Annotated in this window: 15 protein-coding genes; 6 read left to right on the top strand and 9 right to left on the bottom strand. The window is 70.3% G+C overall.

Going from position 1 to position 15,630, the window contains the following annotated elements; genetic code table 11:
• Positions 1-45: 45 nt before the first annotated feature.
• Positions 46-1,125: a 3-deoxy-7-phosphoheptulonate synthase gene (locus ACZ6ZD_RS18530; RefSeq protein ID WP_465673607.1), complete on the bottom strand. Its 1,080-nt coding sequence runs from the start codon at positions 1,123-1,125 to the stop codon at positions 46-48.
• A 641-nt stretch (positions 1,126-1,766) separates the two neighbouring features.
• Between ACZ6ZD_RS18530 and ACZ6ZD_RS18535 the strand changes: the two genes are divergently transcribed.
• The 4 genes from ACZ6ZD_RS18535 (at position 1,767) to ACZ6ZD_RS18550 (ending at position 3,536) form a co-directional block, all read left to right on the top strand.
• A complete protein-coding gene (locus ACZ6ZD_RS18535) occupies positions 1,767-2,297 on the top strand; it encodes a histidine phosphatase family protein (RefSeq protein WP_465676066.1) in 531 nt (176 codons plus the stop codon).
• Positions 2,294-2,704 (top strand): fluoride efflux transporter FluC, encoded by a 411-nt coding sequence (locus ACZ6ZD_RS18540; RefSeq protein WP_465673609.1) that lies wholly within the window; start codon positions 2,294-2,296, stop codon positions 2,702-2,704. The genes ACZ6ZD_RS18535 and ACZ6ZD_RS18540 overlap by 4 nt, the downstream gene beginning before the upstream one ends.
• Positions 2,683-3,057, top strand: coding sequence for a fluoride efflux transporter CrcB (gene crcB / locus ACZ6ZD_RS18545; RefSeq protein ID WP_465673611.1), 375 nt, complete (start codon positions 2,683-2,685; stop codon positions 3,055-3,057). The genes ACZ6ZD_RS18540 and crcB overlap by 22 nt, the downstream gene beginning before the upstream one ends.
• A 224-nt stretch (positions 3,058-3,281) precedes the next feature.
• On the top strand, positions 3,282-3,536 hold the full coding sequence (locus ACZ6ZD_RS18550; protein ID WP_465673613.1) for a WhiB family transcriptional regulator: 255 nt from the start codon (positions 3,282-3,284) through the stop codon (positions 3,534-3,536).
• Between the two features lie 10 nt (positions 3,537-3,546).
• Here the strand turns inward: ACZ6ZD_RS18550 and ACZ6ZD_RS18555 are convergent, their stop codons facing one another.
• From ACZ6ZD_RS18555 to ACZ6ZD_RS18580, 6 genes are all read right to left on the bottom strand, one after another.
• Positions 3,547-3,945 (bottom strand): PLD nuclease N-terminal domain-containing protein, encoded by a 399-nt coding sequence (locus tag ACZ6ZD_RS18555; RefSeq protein ID WP_465673615.1) that lies wholly within the window; start codon positions 3,943-3,945, stop codon positions 3,547-3,549.
• Between the two features lie 73 nt (positions 3,946-4,018).
• Complete coding sequence (locus ACZ6ZD_RS18560) at positions 4,019-4,894, bottom strand: ABC transporter permease (RefSeq protein WP_465673617.1); 876 nt, start codon at positions 4,892-4,894, stop codon at positions 4,019-4,021.
• Positions 4,881-5,681, bottom strand: coding sequence for an ABC transporter ATP-binding protein (locus tag ACZ6ZD_RS18565; protein ID WP_465673619.1), 801 nt, complete (start codon positions 5,679-5,681; stop codon positions 4,881-4,883). Before ACZ6ZD_RS18565 ends, ACZ6ZD_RS18560 begins: the two co-directional genes overlap by 14 nt.
• 24 nt (positions 5,682-5,705) lie before the next feature.
• Entirely contained in the window at positions 5,706-6,770 is a 1,065-nt protein-coding gene (locus ACZ6ZD_RS18570) for an ABC transporter substrate-binding protein (protein ID WP_465673621.1), read from the bottom strand.
• Positions 6,771-6,851: 81 nt separating this feature from the next.
• On the bottom strand, positions 6,852-6,965 hold the full coding sequence (locus tag ACZ6ZD_RS18575) for a putative leader peptide (RefSeq protein WP_465673623.1): 114 nt from the start codon (positions 6,963-6,965) through the stop codon (positions 6,852-6,854).
• Between the two features lie 91 nt (positions 6,966-7,056).
• The gene (locus tag ACZ6ZD_RS18580) at positions 7,057-8,460 is read right to left on the bottom strand and encodes a M1 family metallopeptidase (protein ID WP_465673625.1); all 1,404 of its coding nucleotides are present in this window, start codon (positions 8,458-8,460) and stop codon (positions 7,057-7,059) included.
• Positions 8,461-8,552: 92 nt separating this feature from the next.
• Between ACZ6ZD_RS18580 and ACZ6ZD_RS18585 the strand changes: the two genes are divergently transcribed.
• On the top strand, positions 8,553-11,117 hold the full coding sequence (locus tag ACZ6ZD_RS18585) for a family 78 glycoside hydrolase catalytic domain (protein ID WP_465673627.1): 2,565 nt from the start codon (positions 8,553-8,555) through the stop codon (positions 11,115-11,117).
• On the opposite strand, the gene trmB is transcribed toward ACZ6ZD_RS18585, so the two are convergent.
• Both trmB and ACZ6ZD_RS18595 read right to left on the bottom strand, forming a co-directional pair.
• Positions 11,098-11,802 carry a tRNA (guanosine(46)-N7)-methyltransferase TrmB gene (trmB, locus tag ACZ6ZD_RS18590; protein ID WP_465673629.1) on the bottom strand — a complete coding sequence of 235 codons (705 nt, stop codon included), beginning with the start codon at positions 11,800-11,802 and terminating at the stop codon, positions 11,098-11,100. The genes ACZ6ZD_RS18585 and trmB overlap by 20 nt on opposite strands.
• Before the next feature lie 126 nt (positions 11,803-11,928).
• Positions 11,929-14,913, bottom strand: a complete 2,985-nt coding sequence (locus ACZ6ZD_RS18595) for a bifunctional [glutamine synthetase] adenylyltransferase/[glutamine synthetase]-adenylyl-L-tyrosine phosphorylase (RefSeq protein ID WP_465673631.1) — start codon at positions 14,911-14,913, stop codon at positions 11,929-11,931.
• Positions 14,914-15,060: 147 nt separating this feature from the next.
• Between ACZ6ZD_RS18595 and ACZ6ZD_RS18600 the strand changes: the two genes are divergently transcribed.
• The gene (locus tag ACZ6ZD_RS18600) at positions 15,061-15,630 is read left to right on the top strand and encodes a hypothetical protein (RefSeq protein ID WP_465673633.1); all 570 of its coding nucleotides are present in this window, start codon (positions 15,061-15,063) and stop codon (positions 15,628-15,630) included.

Raw genomic sequence — 15,630 nt, forward strand, 5'->3', positions numbered from 1 at the left:
CGCCGCAAGACCCCCAGATGAATTCCCAGGTCAGTTCATAGCTGTTCAGCCGCGTCGCTTGAGAGCAGAATCACGCAGCTCGGTCAGGACCGCCTCAGTCGTCTCCCAGCCCATGCAGGCGTCGGTGACGGACTGGCCGTAGACCAGCTCGCGGGTCGGGTCGAGGTCTTGCCGACCTTCGGCGAGGAAAGATTCGAGCATGACGCCGACGATCGACCGGTCCCCCGCGGCGACCTGCGCGCCGATCTCGGCCGCCACGACCGGCTGCCGGCGGTGGTCCTTGCGGCTGTTGCCGTGGCTGGCGTCGACGACCACCCGCTCCGGCAGGCCCGCCGTCCGGAGCAGCTCGGTCGCGGCCGCGATCGACTCGGCGTCGTAGTTCGGGCCGGTGTCGGAGCCGCGGAGGACGAGGTGGCAGTCCGGGTTCCCGCGGGTGTGCAGGATCGCCGGGGCGCCGTCGTGCGCGATACCGGTGAACACGTGCGGGACGGCGGCGGCCTTGATCGCGTCGGCCGCGGTCGCGATGCTCCCGTCGGGCCGGTTCTTCATCCCGATCGGCATCGACAGACCGGACGAGAGCTGCCGGTGCACCTGGCTCTCGACCGTCCGCGCGCCGATCGCGCCCCAGCCGACGGTGTCGGCGATGTACTGCGGGGTGATCGGGTCGAGGAACTCGCAGCCGACCGGGAGGCCCAGCTCGGTCACCTGGAGCAGCAGCTGCCGGGCGATCCGCAGGCCGCGGTTGACGTCGCCGGAGCCGTCCAGACCCGGGTCGTTGATCAGGCCCTTCCAGCCCAGGGTCGAGCGCGGCTTCTCGAAGTACACCCGCATCACCACGAGCAGGCCGTCGGAGAGCCGCTCCGCGACCGGGCGCAGCCGCTCGGCGTACTCCAGGGCGGCCTCGGCGTCGTGTACCGAGCAGGGGCCGACAACGACCAGCAGCCGGTCGTCGACGCCGTTCAGCACGTCGGCGACGGCCTGGCGGCCGGCGACCACGGTCCGGGCGAGCTCGTCGGTCATCGGCAGCTCGTCGTGCAGGGCGAGCGGCGTGATCAGCGGGACGGTCTTCTCGATCCGCCGATCGACCACGGCGGCCTGATCGGATCGTCGGGGCAAGGTGTTCATGGTGGTGGGACCTTTCCGCCGGAGCACCGCGGAAGGTCGCAGTCAGCCGGCTGAAACGAGAAAAGGCAAGGACGGGTGTCCTTGCCTTGGGGCCGGCTTGGCGAATGCGGGGAGGCGTCAGCGATCGGCTGAGCTGCCCGGCACCGGAGCCGGCCACTCAAAAAATCGCCAATAGCTGCGCTTCACGGGACCGACGATAGCACCCGTGCAGTAACCAACCCGTCCCCGGGCTCGTTGAGCGCTGCAACAACGGGTCGAGACGTGAGGGGTGCCAGGCAGAGTGAGGCCGCGGGTCTTCGAGCTGGTGCGGTACCGCGATCCGAGTGGCGTCTCCGGGACCGGCGTGGTCGCGGAGGGCTGCGAGTTCAGCGACGGATCGGTGGCACTGCGCTGGCGCGGCGACAACCCCGCGACAGCTGTCTGGCCGGGTCTGGAGGCCGTGCTCGCCGTGCACGGGCACCAGGGCGCCACCGAGGTGCGCTGGCTGGACACCCGATCCGAACCACCTCCCTCGAATCGCCCCCAACCGCCCGGAGGCATCGATCAACTCTTCGACGATCTTCACCGCACCCGACCTCCGTCCGCTCCCCAGGGCTGGGCTGGGGCTCGACATCTTCGGTAGCCCGGCGTCCGTCACCCAGATCTACCTCGTCCGGCACGGCGAGCCCGACTACGGCCGCGTGGACGACCACGGCCTGCCCGGCGCCGCGGCCGACAGCGCGCCGCTGACCGCCGACGGCGTCCGGCAGGCCGAAGCGCTCGCGGACCTGCTCAGCGGGATCGGCGCGACGTACCTGGTCAGCTCGCCGTACACCCGCGCGCTGCAGACCGCGGCCGTCGTCGGGCACCGGCTCGCGCTCGGCGTCCGCGTCGACTACGACCTGCGGGACTGGGTGCCCGACAACACCGGCTGGCGCGGCGTCTCCGACGTCCGGGCCGCGCAGGCCGAGTTCGCGGCGTACGGCGGCGAGTGGCCGGAGGGGATCGAGCGGCGCTGGGAGCCGCGGTCCCGGGTCCGGGAGCGGGCGCTGGCGGCGCTGGCCCGGCACACCGCGCTGACCAGCGGCCCGGTGCTCGCCATCACCCACTCGACCGTCATCGAGGCCCTGACCGGCGAGGCCGGGACGGCGCACGGCGGGCACGAGTACTACCGCTACGATCCGGCGGAGTGAGCGAAGCGCAGGTACTGCGACCACCGGGGTTACCGCGGGTACTCGGTGTGATCGCCCTCGGCGGAGTCGCCGGCTCGCTGGCCCGCTACGGGCTCGCGGCGGCGATTCCGCATTCCCCGGGCGGATTTCCCTGGGCGACCTTCCTGACGAACGTGGCGGGCTGTCTGGCGATCGGCGTGCTGTTCGCGCGATTGACCCCGCAATCCCATCCGCTGCTGCGGCCCTTTCTCGGCACCGGCATCCTCGGCGGATTCACGACCTTCTCGACGTACGCCGTCGATACCGAGAAGCTGCTGCACGTGCAAACGCACGCGCATTTGTTCGTTGCCTTCGCCTACTTCTTCGGCACGATCGTTACTGCGTTGCTGGCGGCATCCTTGGGCGCGTGGCTGGGGCGGCGGCGATGAGCGTCCTGCTCGTCGCGCTCGGCGCCGCGATCGGCGCGCCACTGCGGTTCCTGGTCGACAAACACCTTGTGGGGCGGGTGTTGCGGGGCAGTCAGCACCCGTTGCCCTGGGGAACCTTCACCGTGAACGTCGCCGGCAGTTTCGTCCTCGGGCTGCTGAGCGGAGTCACCGGGAGCTGGAGCCTGCTGATCGGCGTCGGGTTCTGCGGGGCGTTCACGACGTACAGCACGTTCGCGGCCGAGACCGTCGCGCTGGCCGGATCCGGGCAGCGCGCAAAAGCCTTGCTGAACGTGATCCTGAACCTCGGAATCGGACTGATTGCGGCCCTGATCGGGGCCGTAATCTCAGCGTGATCCATGTCACAGTCGGTGAGCCGGTGAACACACTCTCCGCGTGAAACACCGTGATCACAGCCTGCAACGGCACGCGCTGATAACGAATGGACCGAAGTTCGAGACGACAAGGGTTGAACTCGGCATGAGTTGAGCATAGTTTTCACCGAGCGCCCGTCCGCGCTCACGGTGAGTCATAGGAGGTTGCCATGTCGAGAGGGATGCCTCGCCTACCCCGCCCGCTCATGGATTTGTGGGACTGGCAGTCGCAGTCTGCGTGCCGCGACGTCAACCCGGAGCTGTTCTTCTCCCCCGAATCGGAGCGTGGCGTTCGCAAACGCGCTCGCGAGATGGTGGCCAAGTCGCTGTGCGGGACCTGCCCGGTCCAGCCCGAGTGCCGCCAGCACGCCTTGTCGGTCGGAGAGCCGTACGGCGTCTGGGGCGGTACCACGGAGTCCGAGCGTGACAACGCCCCACTGGAGCACCGCAAGTCCGCGTGAGGTGCGCGGTCTACTTCTTGCCGTCGTCGGATTCGGTCGGTGACTCGTCCTTGGGCGTCTCACCGGTCTGATCCGTCGCATCCTCGGGCCGCGGCGCGGCCGGCGGTGTGCCGGTCGTGCGCGGATCCCGGTAGCGATCCAGGGACTTGAGGAAGTCCGGGTCGTCGTCGGGCGCCGTGGGGCGACCCGGCGGTCGCTGCGGCTTGACCGCACGCTCACGCTTGGCCGCGCCGCTACGGCGCGCCAGGAGCAGCCAGACGATCGGCCCGGCGAACGGGACGAACACGATGATCACGATCCACACCAGCTTCGGCAGGTGCGGCACCTCGTCATCGGGCGTCTGGATGCAGTGGAACAGCGCGTAGATGGTGAGCGCCAGGCTGATCAGGAACGGCAGATATCGACCCACGCCCCCCACAGTACGGCGCGGGACCGAACCGACGCCGGGACACGGCCCCGCAGTTGCGGAGCCGTAACCGGATTCAGCGCGCCGAGCCGGTCAGTCCGCGGGCTTTCAGCACCGAGTTCTCCAGCGGGCGGAAGACCAGCAGCTCGATCCCGACGCCGACCACGAAGATCAGCAGGATGCCCGCGAACACCATCGAGATGTCCGACAGCGACATCCCGTTGTGCAGGTACTGGCCGAGTCCCTCGCCCAGATCGGGTGAGGTCGCGATCAGCTCGGCGGCCATCAGCGACCGCCAGGAGAACGCCCAGCCCTGTTTGAGCCCGCCCAGGAACCCGGGCAGCGCGGCCGGCAGCAAGATGTACCGGATGCCGCCGAGGCGGCCGGCGCCGAGCGCCTTGCCGACCCGGGGCAGGATCGGCGGCACCTGATCCAGACCGGAGACCAGGCCGTTCGCGATCGAGGGGACGGCGCCGAGCAGCACGACCCAGTAGATCGCGGAGTCGTTCAGCCCGAACCAGAGGATCGCGGCCGGCACCCAGGCCACCGACGGCAGACTCTGCAGCCCGGAGACCAGCGGCCCGATCCCCCGGCGGACGACCTGGATGTTCGCGATCGCGAGCCCGAGCGGGACGGCGATCAGCAGCGAGATCGCGAAGCCGATCACGGCCCGGTGCACCGACGTCCAGAACAGCTCGAAGATCTTGCCGGAGGTGATCAGCTCCCAGATCAGGTTCCAGACCGCGATCGGCGCCGGCAGCTTGAACTCGGGCCAGAAGGCCGCGGCCCAGAGCACCTGCCAGATGACGATCCCCAGCACGATCGCGCCGATCGGCGGCAGCGCCCGGGCCGCGATCCGGCGCAGCAGGTTGCCCTCCGGCGCGTTGACCGGGGTGTCGAGCGCGTCCAGCCCGGCCTCGACCGAGCCGTCCTTCAGATCAAGCGGCGGCATGGCTGCTGATCACCTGACGCAGTTCGGTGTTGATCTCCTCGACCGTCGCGGCCTCGTCGGTCAGCTCGGCGACCTGCCACTCCCGGACGACGCGGCCCGGGCGCGACGAGAGCAGCACCACGCGCTGGCCGAGCCGGACGGCCTCGCGGACGTCGTGTGTGACGAAGAGGATCGCCGTCCCGGTCGCCTGCCAGATGCGCAGCAGCTCACCCTGCAACACGTCGCGGGTGATCGCGTCGAGCGCGGAGAACGGCTCGTCCATCAGGAGCAGCGACGGCTTTCCCGCGTCGGCGCCGGTGTTGTCGGTGGTCGACGCGAGCGCGCGGGCCAGCGCGACGCGCTGCCGCATCCCGCCGGACAGCTCGTGCGGACGCTTGTCGCCCAGCCCAGCCAGCCGGACCAGCTCGAGCAGCTCGGCCGCCTTCGCCCGGCGCTGCGCCTTCGGGACGCCGGCCATCCGCAACGGCAGCTCGACGTTCCCGGCGGCGGTCAGCCACGGCATCAGCGCGGCCTCCTGGAAGACCACAGCCGGCCGCGAAGAGCCCACCTCGATCCGGCCGGTGGTCGGCTGGTCCAGCCCGGCGACCAGGTTCAGCAAGGTGGTCTTACCGCACCCGGACGCGCCGAGCAGGCAGACGAACTCCCCGGCCGCGACGTCGAGGTCGACGCCGTCCAGCGCGACGACCGACTTCTTGCCGGTCCCGAACGCCTTACCCACCTGATGAAAACGCACCGGGCGGACGACGTCCTCGGTCACTGCGCGCGCTGCCTCGACGGTCGCGGTCATGGCTGTCTCCTTGTTCGGCGGGGACTACTTGGCGTCGAGACCGGCGGCGGCGACGGTCGGCTGACCGGCCTTGCCGAGGACCTCGTTCAGCAGGGCGAAGTCGGCGAAGCCGGCCACCTTGGGCGCGTCCTTGGCGATCTTGGCGGTGACCTGGTCCTTGGCGAGCTGCTCGAAGGTCGCGGCGACCGGGTCGGCGGTGATCTGGATGTTGCCGAACGCGCGATCGATCACGGCCGGCTTCAGGTCCTTGCCGGTGAGCTCCTTGAGCTGCTTGTTCACCACGGTCTTGGTCTGCGCCTGGTCCTTGTTCGCGAAGTCGATCGACGCGACCAGACCGCTCAGCAGCGCCTTGACCGACTCCGGGTGCTCCTGCAGGAACTGCGTTCGGACGATCAGCACCGTCGTCGGGAACTTGCCGTCCGGCCACAGGCTCTTCTCGTCGAGCAGCACCTTGGCGCCGGCGTCCAGCACCAGCCGCGACGACCAGGGCTCGGGCAGCCAGGCGGCGTCCACCTGCCCTTGTTTGAAGGCGTCCAGGGTCTGCGCGTTCTCGAGGTTGGTGACCTTGACCTTGCCGGTCAGGCCCTTCTCCTCCAGCCACTTCTTCAGCGACACGTCCTGCGTGTTGCCGAGCTGCGGAGTCACCACGGTCTTGCCGACCAGGTCCTCCGGCTTGGTGATCGTCGGCTTCACGACCAGCTGCGCGCCGCCGGACGTCGCGCCGGCGATCAGCCGGACCGCTTCGCCGTTCGACTTCGCGTACGCGTTGATCGCCGGGCCCGAACCGATGAACGACGCGTCCAGCGAACCGCCGAGCAACGCGCCGACAGCCTCCGGCCCGGCGTTGAACTTCGTCGGCACCAGCTTCGTGCTGCCGAGGTCCTTCGTGAACAGCCCCTGGTCGAGCCCGACCAGAGCCGCCGCGTGGGTCACGTTCGGGAAGAAGCCGAGCCGCAGCTCGGCGGCCGGGCCCTTACCGGTCGCGGCGACCGGCTCCGGGTCGCGCTCGGCGCGGCTGCAGCCGGCCGCAGCGACGGTGAGCGCCAGGGCGACGGCGAGCAGGCGGGGACGAAAACGGGCAGTACGCACAGGAGACCTTCAAAGGATGCGGGTGGCCGGCGGCCACGAGCGGGCGTGATCAGCAGAGCGGGCTGAGGGCGACGCCGAAGGTCAACAGGTTGCGGAGGCGACCCGGAGCAGGTCGACATGCCGACGGCGCGTGAGCGCGTCGGCGGGCCGGTTGGCGGTGACCTGCATGCCCCCATCAAACCCGACAATGTCCATCAACAGCCTCGTATTTCACGATCTGAGACGAGAAATCAGAAAATGAGACAAACGATCATTTTCGATCGGGTCCGATGAGGGCAGGCCGGGGTCAGCCCGGGAAGGGCGGAGTCGTCGTGCCGTAGATCCAGTCGTTGACGTACTTCGTCAGGTCCTTACCGGAGACCTCGTTGGCGACGTCGATGTAGTCCTGGGTCGAGGCGGACTTGTGGCGGAAGCGGTTGAAGAAAGTGCGCTCGATGGTCCGGAAGGTCTCGGCGCCCAGCTGCTGCCGAAGGCCGTAGAGCATGACGGCGCCGCCGGGGTTGGTGCCGGCGAGCAGGCCGGCGAGGTCCTGCTGGCGGCCGGGTGGGCCGTACTGCGGGCGCTGCTCGGTCTCGAACTGGTAGGCGTCGCGCATGAAGTCGTCCAGCTTCACATCACCTTGGGAGTCGCGGTACAGGCCGGTGTAGTACGCCGCGTGCCCCTCGCTCAGCCACATGTCGTCCCAGTTCCGGACCGAGACCGCGTTACCGAAGTACTGATGGACGAGCTCGTGGATCATCGTCCCGGTGCCCTTGTCGGCGGGGCCGGTGAGGTAGTCGGCGCTGAACATCGACAGCGTCGCACTCTCCAGCGCGTACCCCCTGACCCCACCGACGCCGAGCACGCCGTACGTCTCGAACGGGTACGGCGCACCGATCGCCTCCTCGACCCACTTCAGCTGCGCGGGGACGAGCCCCACCCGGCCGCGGGCGGCGTCCGCCTTGGTGCTGTCGACGAAGGAGCGCAGCGGCAGACCGTGCGGGCCGGTCCCTTTGAACTCGGTCAGGCGCCCGACGGCGAGCTGGGTGACGTGGGTGGGGATGGGGTCGCGGGTGCCGAAGACGTACGTCGTCCGATCGCCCGCCGTCCGCGTCGAACGCAACGTTCCGTTGGCGACCGCCTGATATCCCTTCGGCACCGTCACCCGGAAGCTGACCTTCGCCTTGTCACTCGGGATGTCGTTCATCGGGAAGAACAGATGCGACCGATCCGGCTGGCCCATCAGCTGGAAGCCGCCTTCCCAGTCGGTCCAGCGGTCGAACTTGTCCTGCTCCCCGAACGCCGGCGACTTCGGCTCCAGCGACCGGTCCGCGACGAACGCGATCTGCACCGTGAACGGCAGCCCACTCAGCAACGGCAGCTTCGGCGTGATCGAGAGCTTCTCGGCCGTATTGTCCAGCGTGTACGCCGCAGGCAGCCCGTTCACCCGGACCGAGCGCACCTCCCGCGCCACGGCGTCCAGCTTGAACGCCGCCAGCCCCTCCGAGGCCCGCGCCACGATGTCGACCGACGACGTCATCCGCGACGTCTCCGGGCGGTAGTCGTAGGCGACGGCGTACGACTGGACGTCGTACCCGTCGTTCCCGAGCGTCGGCATCAACCGCTCCTCGGCGGACGCCGGGACGAGGCCGGATCCGGTCAACACGGCCCCGGCCACGGCCAGCAGACCTAGTTTGCGGACAAGCTGCATGGGCACTCCCCTTGTTCACACTTGCTGATGGGTCACCGAGCAGGTAATCAAGACGGACGTATCGTCCCTGTAAAGCTGAGGAGCCGCCGCCGATGCTGGTCGGAGCGCTGAAGACCGAGTACGCCGTCCGCCCGTTGGGAACCGATGCGGACCGGCCGCGGTTCAGCTGGGTCGTCACCGCGCCGGGATACGGCGCCGTCCAGACGGCGTACCGGGTGCTGGTGCGGTCCGGGCAGACCGAGGTGTGGGACTCCGGGAAGGTCGCGTCCGATCGCAGTTTCGGGATCGAGTACGACGGCCCGCCGCTCACGCCGCGGACGCGGTACGAATGGTCGGTCCAGGTCTGGGACGCCGACGACCGCGAGACCCAGGCCGCGACGGACTGGTTCGAGACCGCGCTCCGTGGCGAGGGCTTCGCCGGCGCGCAATGGATCGGCGGCGCGACCGACACCGCTCCCCTGCTCCGCCGCTCCTTCACCGTGGACGGCGACGTCCGGCGCGCCCGCCTGTACGCGAGCGGCCTCGGGTACGCCGACCTCCGCCTCAACGGCCAACCGGTGACCGACGCCGTCCTCGACCCAGGTTTCACCGACTACGGACGTACCGTCCTCTACGTCACCCACGACGTCACCGAGCTCCTCCAGCCAGGTGACAACGCCGTCGGCGCCGAGCTCGGCCGCGGCTTCTTCGCGATGAACACCCCCAACGTCTGGCGGTGGCACCAAGCGCCCTGGACGAGCGAGCCCCGCCTGCTCGCCCGGCTCGTGATCGAGTACGCCGACGGCCGGGTCGCCGAGGTCGGCACCGACGAGGCCTGGCGGGTCACCGGCGGGCCGACCATCTCCGACTCCCTCTACACCGGCGAGACGTACGACGCCCGCCGCGCCCTGCCTGGCTGGGACACCGCCGCCTTCGACGACTCCACCTGGTCGGCGGCCGCGCTGGTCGAGGCGCCGTCCGGCCGGCTACGAGCGCAGGAGCACGAGCCGATCCGGGTGGTCGAGACAGTCCCGCCCGTGACGGTGGACGAAGTCCGGCCCGGGGTGTGGATCGCCGATTTCGGCCGCACCACCGCCGGTTGGGTGCGGCTCCGGGTCTCCGCCGAGGCCGGGACCATGATCAGCCTGACCTACGGCGAGACAGTTGCCAACGGCAACGTAGTCGCGGTGAACGGTCATGTCGACGGGGACCGGATCCAGCGCGACGAGTACCTCGCGGCGGGCTCCGACGTCGAGGAGTGGGAGCCGCGGTTCTCCTACAAGGGATTCCGCTACGTCCAGATCGAGGGCGCGCGGCCGGAGGTCGAGCTCCGGGTCGTGAACTCCGACGTCGGCTCGGTGACCGCGTTCACGTCGAGTGAGCCGGCGTACGAACAGTTCGAGCAGGCGATGCGGCGGACCGTGCTGAGCAACCTGCACGGCATCCCGACCGATACTCCGTTCTACGAGAAGAACGGCTGGACGGGCGACGCCCAGGTCGGCGCGCCGACGATGCTGGCCACCCTCGACCTTGCGCGCTTCTTCAGCAAATGGCTCGGCGACATCCGCGACAGCCAGGCCGATTCCGGCCAGCTGCCGGTGATCGTGCCGACCAACGGCTGGGGGTTCGAGGAGCTCTCCCCCGCGACCGAGTGGCCGACCGTCTACCCGATCCTGCTGCACGAGCTACACCGCGCGTACGGCGACGAGCGACTGCTCCGCGAGCATTGGGACGCGCTCACCCGCTACCTGAAGTGGGAGCTCGACCGGGTCGAGGACGGCTTGTCCGTCAGCGTGCTCGGCGACTGGCTCCCGCCCGGGTACAGCGACGGCCCGGCCCCCGAGGACCGGCGGCTCACCGGTACGGCGTACCTGTATCGCGCGCTGCTCGCGGCCGCGGAGATCGGCGACCTGATCGGGCAGCCGCACGACTACCGCAAGGCCGCCGGAGAGCTTGCCGACGGCATCAATCGCCTGTTCCTGGACCGCGACCAGGCGATCTATCGCAGCGCCGACGACCCCGACTACCGGCAGACGTCGAATGTCGTACCGCTTGCCTTCGGCATCGTTCCGGAAGACCTGGCCGACCGCGTCGCCGCGAACCTGGCCGCGGACGTCGAGCAGCGCGATTTCCACCTGAACACCGGCTGCCTCGGCGTCGGTCTGCTGCTCCCGGTACTGACCGCGCACGGGTACGGCGACGCGGCAACGAAGGTCGCGCTGCAGCGGACTTATCCCAGCTGGGGTTACTGGTTCGATCAGGGCGCGGACACGATGTGGGAGATGTGGGAGGCCGACTCACGCTCGCGCAACCACTACTTCCAGGGCACGGTCGTGCAGTGGATCCTGGAGAACGTCGCCGGTCTGCGGAACGTCGGCGCCGGTTGGGAGCGCATCGTCGTCCGCCCGGATGCGCGCGGCGCTACGACGTCCGCGAGTATCCGGACGACGACGATCCGCGGCCGGGTGACCGTGTCGTGGCGGCAGGTCAGCCGGGTGTTCGCGCTGGAGGTACACGTACCGGTCGGGATGACGGCCGAGGTGCATGTGCCGTCCGAGTCGGCCACGGACGTCGCCGCCGTCCCTCAGTCACTCGCGGGCGAAGCGACGTACGCGGACGGCTACACGATCTATACCGTCGGGGCCGGGATCTGGAACTTCACGAGCCGGACCGCTTGACGTAGATCAGGTCGCGGACCTCGCGGCCCTCGGCCTGCGCGCGCGCCTCGAACTTGGTCACCGGCCGCCATTCGGGGCGCGGCGCCCACCCGTCGTACGAGTTCCGCAACGACGGCTCGGCGTCGCAGACCGCGAGCATCTGGTCGGCGTAGTGCGCCCAATCCGTTGCCAGGTGCAACGTCCCGCCCGGCTGCAACCGGGAGGCGGCCAGCGCGACGAAGCCTGGGGCGATCAGCCGCCGCTTGTGGTGCTTCTTCTTCGGCCACGGGTCCGGGAAGTAGATCCGGATGCCTGCCAGCTGTCCCGGCTCGACGTGCTCGGCCAGGAACACGGTCGCGTCGCCCTTGAGCAGCCGCACGTTCTCCAGGCTGTACTTCTCGACCCACATCATCAGCTGCCCGAGGCCGGCCGTGTAGACCTCTGCGGCCAGGTGGTTCACCTCCGGCGCGGCCACCGCCAGCTGCGCGGTCGCGTCCCCCATCCCGGACCCGATCTCCAGCACGGTCGGCGCCTCGCGCCCGAACCACGCGGCCAGATCCGCCGGCCCCTCGGCCAGCTCCGCCACCGTGGTCCCCAGCTCGGACCAGTGCGCATCCCACGCCCGCTTCTGCCCGGCCGTCATCCGCACACCACGCTGCGTAGTGCTCAGCACACCCCGCCGCTTGACCCGTTCCGTCGTCTCCACCGACCAGAGTTTACGAGACAGCCGTACCGACGAACGGGTAGAGGTCGGCCGGGCGACCGCCCCGACCTCCGTCCGCCGCAGGCGCCGACAGCCCGTCGCCGACTAGTACCCGTTGCTCCGCCCGCACTAGTCGTCCCAGAAGAGGCGGGCGACGGTGTTGTGGGCACGGCGGGTGATGCGCAGGTAGTCGTCGGAGAAGCGGCTCGATTCGCCGGGCGGGTAGCCGCAGATCTGGGCGACGGCGGCGAGGTCGCGGGGGTCGGTGGGCAGCGAGTCGCCGGGGCGGGCCCGGACGAGCATGATCGCGTTCCGGATCCGGCTGGCGAATTCCCAGGCGATGCCCAGCGTCTCGGCCTCGGTCGCGTCGACCAGGCCGGCCTCGACCCCGGCCCGGAGCGCCGTGAGCGTCCGGGTCGTGCGCAGGCCGGGGATGTTTCGGGCCTCGCGGAGCTGCAACAGCTGGACGGTCCACTCGATATCGGCGAGCCCGCCGCGCCCGAGCTTGGTGTGCGTACTGCGGTTCGCGCCGCGGGGCAGCCGCTCGGCGTCGACGCGAGCCTTGATCCGGCGGATCTCCATCACGTCCCGCTCGCTGATCCCGTTCGGCGGGTAGCGCAGCGGATCGATCAGCGCGCGGAACGCCGTACAGAGGTCGGCGTCGCCGCAGAGCGGATCGGCGCGCAGCAGCGCCTGCGCCTCCCAGACCGCGGACCAGCGCGCGTAGTACGACGCGTACGACGCCAGTGTCCGGACCAGCGGACCCTGCCGGCCCTCCGGCCGGAGATCCGCATCGATGGCCACCGCCGGATCCGCACCCGGCAGCGCGAGCATCCGCCGCAACTCGGTCGCGGCCTGGGTCGCGAAGTCGGTCGCGGCCTTCTCATCCGCACCGGGTAGCGGGTCGTGGACGAACATCACGTCCGCGTCGCTGCCGTAGCCGAGCTCGTGGCCGCCGAACCGGCCCATCGCGACGATCGCCATCCGGGTCGGCTCCGGCTGTCCCTTCGCGACTTTCCGCCGGGCGACCTCGAGCGCGCTGGTCAGCGTCCCGACCGAGATCCCGGTCAGCGCGTCGCCGACCGCCTCGACCTCGACCAGCCCGGACAGATCCGCGGCGGCAACCCGGAACAGCTCCCGGCGGCGGACGGCGCGGATCGCGGCGACGGCCGCCTCCGGCTGCTCCTGGCGGCCCGCGGCCGCGGACATCTCGGTCAGCAGACCCTCCGGCGTCCGCGGGACCAGCTCGCGCTCGTCGGCGAGCATCGCGGTCGCCTCCGGCGCGCGCTGCAGCAGATCGACGGCGTACCGCCCGCTCGCGAGCAGGTGCGCCAGCCGCTCGGCCGACGCACCCTCGTCGCGCAACTGGCGCAGGTACCACGGCGTCGAGCCGAGGCTGTCCGAGATCGTGCGGAACGCGAGCAACCCGGCGTCCGGATCAGGCGACTCGGCGAACCAGCCGAGCATCGCCGGGAGCAACGCCTTCTGGATCGAGGACCGCCGGGACACTCCCTCCGACAGCGCCTCGATGTGCCGCAGCGCGGACGCCGGATCGGTGTACCCGAGCGCGGTCAGCCGCTGGCGCGCCGCCTCCGGCGTCAGCCGGACCTCACCACCCGGAATCCGTGCGACGGCCGCGAGCAGCGGCCGGTAGAAGAGCTTCTCGTGCAGCCGCCGGACCTCCAGCGCGTGCTTCTTCCACGCGGCCGTCAGATCCGCCACCGGGTTCTTCGTGAAGCCCAGCGAACGCCCGAGCCGCCGCAGGTCCGCGTCGTCGTCCGGCACCTGATGCGTACGCCGAAGCCGGTACAGCTGAATGCGATGCTCCATCGACCGCAGGAACCGATACGCGTCCGCGAGGACGGCGCCGTCCGTCCGGCCGACGTACCCACTCGTCGTCAGCGACTCCAACGCGACCAGCGTCGTCCCGCTACGGACCGCCTCGTCACTGCGCCCGTGCACGAGCTGCAGCAGCTGGACGGCGAACTCGACGTCGCGCAGTCCGCCGGGGCCGAGCTTGAGCTGACGATCCACATCGGCCGCGGGAATGTGGTCGACGACGCGGCGGCGCATCGCCTGGACGTCGGTGACGAACCCCTCCCGATCGGCCGCCGACCAGACCAGCTTGCCGATCCGCTCGAGGTACTCGCGGCCGAGCTCCGCGTCGCCGGCCACCGGGCGCGCCTTGAGCAGCGCCTGGAACTCCCAGGTCTTCGCCCAACGCCCGTAGTACGCGAGATGACTGTCGAGCGTGCGGACCAGCGGGCCCGACTTCCCCTCCGGCCGGAGCGCGGCATCGACCGGCCACAGCGTGCCTTCGCCGGTGTGGTCGGAGCAGATCCGCATCGCGGCCGCGGCCAGCTGGGACGCCGTCTTCAGCGCCGGCAGCTCGGGCTCGCCGTCCAGCGGCTCCGCGACGAACAGCACGTCCACATCGCTGACGTAGTTGAGCTCCCGGCCACCACACTTGCCCATGGCAATGATCGCGAGCCGGCAGTCGGCCGCGCCGGGATGAGCGGCGAAGTAGTCGTTGCGCGCGATCCGCAGCGCGGTCTCCAACGCGCCGCCGGCCAGATCGGCCAGGACGGCGGCGACCTCGTCGACCAGTAGCCCTTCGGCCAGATCCCGAGCGGCCAGCCGCAGCAGCAGCCGCCGGTACTCGACCCGCAACGCGTCGACCGGCTTGTCCGCGTCGACCGCGGTGGCCAGCTTGGCGGCGACGTCCTCGATCGAGGGCCGGGACCCGGTCAGCGACGGATCGGCCAGGTCGTACCAGTGCCGCGGGTGCACACTGAGGTGCCGGCCAAAGGCCTCACTGGCGCCGAGCACGTAGACGAGCCGGCGGCGGAAGTCGTCGTCCATCTCGAGCATGCGGGTGAACGCGCCGAGGTCGTAGTCGTTACGGTGCAGCGCCTCGGCCATCCCGAGCAGGCCGTGCAGGGCGAGATCCGGGTCGGCGGACTCCGACAGCGTCGTGATCAGCTGCTCGGTCGCGATCGGGCCGTGCGGATCGAGGGCGTCCAGCTGCCGCAGCAGCGCGGTCGCGCCCTGCGGGTCGCCGAACCCCAACCGGACCAGCCGGCCTTCTCCGGACCCTCTTTGCGCCTCCGCCACGACGGTCAGGTTATCCGGGTCCGGACGGGTCCCGTGACAGAATCTCGGCAGTAACGCGAGCCGGTTGCAGGGACATCTAAAGGGGATTGCGGTCAACACACGGAGTTGCCTGGCGTATTCGGGCAGTAATCGGCATGATGAGGCGTCATGGTCATGATGACGGGGTCGCTCGCCGTTCGGGGCATGGTGGTCTGGCTGACGCCCCAGCAGGGCGGGCGAGTGTCCGGGCCGCCCGAGCCGGACTACGACTACGACTACACAGCCACCGCGTTCCTGCCACCACGGACCGCGGACGACGGGCAGGCCGGGATCGCGTTACGCGGTTTCGCGCCGAGCGCCTGGCGCACCCAGGCCGACGGCATTCTCGTGCCCGGCCAGGGGGCCAAGGCCCAGCAGCTCGTCCCGGGTTCGGTGGTGGTGATCACCGAAGGCACCCGGCCGGTCGGCTTCCTGACCGTCGAGGAGGTGCACGCGATGGCTCCCGACGGGACGCCGGTCGTCCCGCCGAAGCCGGCCGCCGAACCGGTCCTCGAGCCGGTCGAGCCGGTGCCGGTCGACGCGGTGCCGGTCGACGACGATCCGGTCGAACCGCCGTACCGGCACTCGACGGCCGCCGCGCGCTGGACGTCGACCCACGGCTCCGACACGGTCCCGGCCGAACCTCTCACGGCCGAGCCCGCCCCCGACGAGCTGCTCAAGGCCGCCACTTCACTCTGA

Source organism: Kribbella sp. NPDC104218, assembly GCF_055584105.1.

Bases quoted from the DNA above. Each gene is read 5' to 3' on its own strand.
- ACZ6ZD_RS18530 (WP_465673607.1), bottom strand. From the start codon at position 1,125: ATGAACACCTTGCCCCGACGATCCGATCAGGCCGCCGTGGTCGATCGG.
- ACZ6ZD_RS18560 (WP_465673617.1), bottom strand. From the start codon at position 4,894: ATGCCGCCGCTTGATCTGAAGGACGGCTCGGTCGAGGCCGGGCTGGAC.
- ACZ6ZD_RS18585 (WP_465673627.1), top strand. From the start codon at position 8,553: ATGCTGGTCGGAGCGCTGAAGACCGAGTACGCCGTCCGCCCGTTGGGA.
- ACZ6ZD_RS18600 (WP_465673633.1), top strand. From the start codon at position 15,061: ATGGTCATGATGACGGGGTCGCTCGCCGTTCGGGGCATGGTGGTCTGG.
- ACZ6ZD_RS18550 (WP_465673613.1), top strand. From the start codon at position 3,282: ATGGATTTGTGGGACTGGCAGTCGCAGTCTGCGTGCCGCGACGTCAAC.
- ACZ6ZD_RS18580 (WP_465673625.1), bottom strand. From the start codon at position 8,460: ATGCAGCTTGTCCGCAAACTAGGTCTGCTGGCCGTGGCCGGGGCCGTG.
- ACZ6ZD_RS18575 (WP_465673623.1), bottom strand. From the start codon at position 6,965: ATGGACATTGTCGGGTTTGATGGGGGCATGCAGGTCACCGCCAACCGG.
- ACZ6ZD_RS18565 (WP_465673619.1), bottom strand. From the start codon at position 5,681: ATGACCGCGACCGTCGAGGCAGCGCGCGCAGTGACCGAGGACGTCGTC.